The organism is Stenotrophomonas sp. Steno-C18, assembly GCF_056393195.1.
Map to the genome: position 1 here is coordinate 1 of NZ_JBWJOX010000020.1, position 4,400 is coordinate 4,400.

A 4,400-nucleotide genomic window follows, 5' to 3' on the forward strand; every position below is an offset into this window, starting at 1 on the left:
CCAATCCCAGAAGTTGTGACAGCCCGCCCGACACGCAGCGGATAGCCGTGCATTCCCCCTTGCCGGCGAATCTATCAGAAAACAGGAACGTGACATTCCATGCCGAATTCAAATAAATGAATCGGCAAAGCTTCAAATCGGGCAACAACGCACAGTTCAGGCCATGACGACGCGAGGCCCACCGGGGCCTCGCGTCGTGTCGTCTGGCAGGACTGCCGCAGTGATCAGAACCGCGGCATCCCGTTGGGGATCGCACGTTTGAGTCCATCGATCACGGCGTCCTTGCCGGCATCAATCGCGTTGTCGACCGCGCGATCCACCGCACGCGCCGCACCGTCCTTGATCTCCTCGGCCTTCTGGCGGACACCGTCAACACCTTCCTGGACCTTCTCCTTGGCTGCATCGATCGCGCGATCACGCTGGTACTCCACTTCCTTCATCGGTTGCAGGAAGCGCTCGTGGTCGCGGTCCATGATGTGACGGTACTGGCCGACGCCGTTGGGTTCACGGCGCGTGCCCGATCCCACCACGTTCTTCACGACCCAGCCTTCCATGCCCATGTTGTCACGCAGGTCCTTGGCATCCGAATCGCGCATCAACGGCACATTCCCTGCACTGTTCTCGTCCTCGACGTCCACGTCCTTGCTGTTGGCGGCCAGCACCTGCTGCTCGAACCGGTTCAGCTCATAGGACAGCGCCTGCATGTACTCGCGGCCGGCCTCGTCGTGCTTGCGCAGGTCGCTGTACTGTTTCGCCAGTGCCAGGTGGTGCTCCCGCAGCGCGTTGCGCTTGCGGATCTCGTTGATGAAGATCGCCTTGTCGATGCGCGTGATCGGGCCAAGCATCCAGAAGCCCGCGTGCGAGTCATGCACGTAGTCGTCGAAGAAGCGGTCGACGTCGGCAGGAATCGGCGCCGTCGCATCCACCGCGCTGACCACGTCCTTCTGCACCTGCGAGGGCGAGGCCGACAGATTGATCGGGACCCCTACCAGGCCGATGGGCACCGTCACCGTCCTCGGCTTGTGGGCGTCGCGGGCACGCTGCAGGTCAACCTGCCAGTCCTTGTTGCCCTCTTCCAGGTCCGCCTTGTCCTGCGCGCTGGCCGCGGACCAGCTCTTGAGCGTCTTCAGCGCGGCGTCGCTGGTGTACTTCCCGCGCCAACGCCAGTAGTGCTGCATCTGCGTCTGCATGCGCCCTTCCATGTGGCCGCGCTTGCTGCCGCTGACGTTCTCGCCCTTCTCGTTGGTCGGCGTCCATTGCAGGTAGGCCGAGAATGCACTTTGCAGCGTCGGCTCGATCTTGAAGTCGCTGTTGATATTGGCAGGCAGCTCATTGAGCGGAAGCAGCTTCACGCCGCCATTGACGCTTTCGAAATACATGTCGCTCAGTGGGATCTGCGAGAGCATGTCACTGCGCCCCGCACGCCCCTTGCCCTGGTCGCCGGGGGCATAGCCACCGCCGATATCCGAGTGCACGCCGGGGTAGACGAACTCCTTGGCCGGTGACGGCCAATCCCCGCCCATGCGCAACGTGGACAACGGGAACGAACGCCGGATCTCATGCCCGGCGCAGTAATGCACGGTCTGCTCGACGCCGGCCGGAATGCCCATGCTGCCGTTGGCCCAATCGAGGAAGCCGCCGCCCACCGGCGAGGAATCGGCCAGCAGCACCGATGCCACGGTGTCGTACAGCCCCAGGAAGCGGATGTTCAACTCTGCCGGCCCCACCTTCCCCTTCGTGGCCAGCTTCACCCAGTTCGCGAACGTGCGCGCCTCCGCGGCGCCGCGCGAAAACCCGAACACCGTCAGGTGGACGCGGGTAATGTTCGGCCGCTTCTCCTTCACCTTCGCCAGCAGGCGTTGGTCGATGTCCTCGAATATCTGGATCATCTTGGCGTTGCCGCCGCGATACAGGGTCTTCAAGCCCCTCCAGATCTCGGTGACCAGGACCTTGGCTTCGTCCGCCGGCACCAGGTCGGTGCCGGTGACCGAACGCGAAACCGCGTTGTACAGCATGATCATCGCGTAGTGGATGCGTGCCTCGCCACCGCGGGCCATGCTCTTTCCCTTGCTGTCCTCCCCCGTTTCGTCGATCTCGGGGAACGGCGTGCCCACTCCGGGCAGGTAGAACTTGAAGTACTCCACGTCGTCGGACTTGTGCGCGTCGTACAGCGTGACCACGTTTGAATGGCCCGCACTGCCGCGGTCGCGCAGCATGTTGTTGTTGGTGCCGTCGAAGAACACCCCGACATGCAGCTCGCGCATGCAGTCAAGGCCGTCGGCCTTGCCCAGGTCGGCCTTGCCGGCCCGCCCGGACAGTTCCTGCGCGCTGGGCTTGCGGTTCTGGCGCGGGAAGTCCTTCGGCATCTGCATGGTGGCATTTGCCTTCGCCCCGTACTTGTCGTTGTCCCAGCTGTCGCCCGGCGGTGCGCTACCCAGGCGTTCATAGCTGGGCTTCCAGTCACGCAACAGGAAGGGCTTCTCCTTGGTGGGGCGGAAGTACAGCAACTGGTCGCCGTTGGGCAGCAACAAGGCCGTTCCAGTGACATGCTTCGCATCGGCGAAGAACCACGCCTCCGTCGAACCGTCGCCACGACGATCAACCGCCCACCAGCCTGCCTCGAACTTGCTCATTTGGTTTCTCCCTGCGGGGCAGCCGGTACGGGCGGCACACCTGCGTCCTCAACGTCCGATCGCGTCGACCAGCCCGGCGGTGCTTCCGGATAGGGCGGCCCCTTGTAGCCTTCCGCGCGCGGCGAACCGTTGAAGATCACGATCCGCACCTCGTCATTCGGCAGGAAATGCACATTCATCGAACCGGGCACGTCATAAGGCTCGATCGGAACCTCCGCCTCATGCCAGGTCTGGGTCGGGTCACCGTCGGACTTGCCGCTGCTGGTCGCCCACTTGACCTTGGCGGTCAACCCGGGATGCCATTTCCTCGGGTAGAGGATGCAGCACACCGAGCCACCACCGGAGTAAGCGTTGATGCTGACGCCGCCGTGGTTGTTCACGTAGAACGGCGTGATGGCCTGATCGGTGGAGTTGTATCCATCGATGCTGCCCATGGCCGTGTCGTCCTGACCAGACTTTGCCCCGCAGGCGCTCACCAGCGAGAGCAGGCAAACGCCGAGAAGTACCTGCCAGTGCCGCCTCATCGTACGTGCCAATGGTTTGCGGCGTTCATGGAAATACGGAAGGGCAGGCTTCATTCGGTCCATCCTTGCGGGCGTCCTGCGCCCGCCGTGGTCATGCTTGCGGTCATCAACGGACCGCTGCGATGTGGTGGTGTTCTGCTGCAATGCCGTACCCCTCATGGCAGCACCCCGCGTTCTTCCTCCGGACGGCGGTACTCCAGCCGTTCCCAGACCGCATTGCCCCACAGCGGCATCTTGTCGACCAGCAGGAACTCCCCCGCTCGCACGCCTTCCCAGGTGGAGTGCAGTTCCGGCAGGGTGTGGAAGTCCTCCCCGCAGCTGAGGCTGAGCACCACGAACTGCAGGCGGCTCTTGAGATCCTGCACGTTGAAGCGGGACGCCGTCTGCAGGATCTGCGTGATCCGGGCATGGAAGTCGCCGCGCACGCGTGCCTCCGGTACCAGGCTGGGGGTCTGTTCGCACAACATCATGAAGATCGCATCGGGCTCGGCGGCGGCGCGCAGCGCACGGAACTGGGCCACGGACAGGTGCAGGTGCTCGTGTGTATCGGCGACTGCCCCGTCCGGAGCTGCACGCCACTGCACGTACTGCCCGTTGCGGTCCACCCAGCCCCATTGCGCGACACATCCGCTCACGCGCGCAGCCTGCGTGGCGGACAACTCGGAAAGCAACACCGGCAGCACACGCGTATCGGCGAAACGGCAGTGGATGGGCTGCCCGCGTTCGGCGACGCGCGCCATGCCCAGATAGGCGCACAACCGCTGCAACTGCCCAACATCGGCATTGCCGTACAACCAGCTCAGCGCCGGCGCGGGCATTGCGAGCTCAAGCAATTGCAGGACCTGCGCGGTGCGCTGAACCTCACTGCCGGCAAGGGAGAGCAGCAGAACGCCCACCTCGCCGTAGGCATCCAGCTCCGAGCCCGCATAGGCCGCCGTGACCTGCATGCCATGCCGGGCGCAGACCGCCTGCACCCGCCCGGCATCGACCAGGGCCGCATCCAGCAACGCCCAACAGGCAAGATCGCCGTCACCGGCGATGGTGGCCGCCAACGCGGGCAACGCGGCCGAAGGCAGTGCATTGTTTGCATGACAGGAGGACAACGTCGCTTCCTCCTTACTGCAATGCCGCGAATGGCGCACCGGACGCGGCGGCCTTCAGCATGCACTCCACGCAGATGGACTTCGGGAACAGCGGCAACGGATAGTCGCCCTGCACCGGGCCCACGAATGACTTCTTCTTG

Annotated in this window: 3 protein-coding genes; all 3 read right to left on the minus strand. The window is 64.2% G+C overall.

The annotated features are described in order from the left end of the window. Window positions 1-224 precede the first annotated feature (224 nt). A complete protein-coding gene (locus tag AC06FE_RS19485; protein WP_446542174.1) occupies window positions 225-2,633 on the minus strand; it encodes a T6SS phospholipase effector Tle1-like catalytic domain-containing protein in 2,409 nt (802 codons plus the stop codon). After that, window positions 2,630-3,211, minus strand: coding sequence for a DUF3304 domain-containing protein (locus AC06FE_RS19490; RefSeq protein ID WP_225591987.1), 582 nt, complete (start codon window positions 3,209-3,211; stop codon window positions 2,630-2,632). Before AC06FE_RS19490 ends, AC06FE_RS19485 begins: the two co-directional genes overlap by 4 nt. A 101-nt stretch (window positions 3,212-3,312) precedes the next feature. Continuing rightward, window positions 3,313-4,260, minus strand: a complete 948-nt coding sequence (locus tag AC06FE_RS19495; protein WP_478073984.1) for a DUF4123 domain-containing protein — start codon at window positions 4,258-4,260, stop codon at window positions 3,313-3,315. Between the last annotated feature and the right edge of the window lie 140 nt (window positions 4,261-4,400).

Bases quoted from the DNA above. Each gene is read 5' to 3' on its own strand.
- AC06FE_RS19485 (WP_446542174.1), bottom strand. From the start codon at position 2,633: ATGAGCAAGTTCGAGGCAGGCTGGTGGGCGGTTGATCGTCGTGGCGAC.
- AC06FE_RS19490 (WP_225591987.1), bottom strand. From the start codon at position 3,211: ATGAAGCCTGCCCTTCCGTATTTCCATGAACGCCGCAAACCATTGGCA.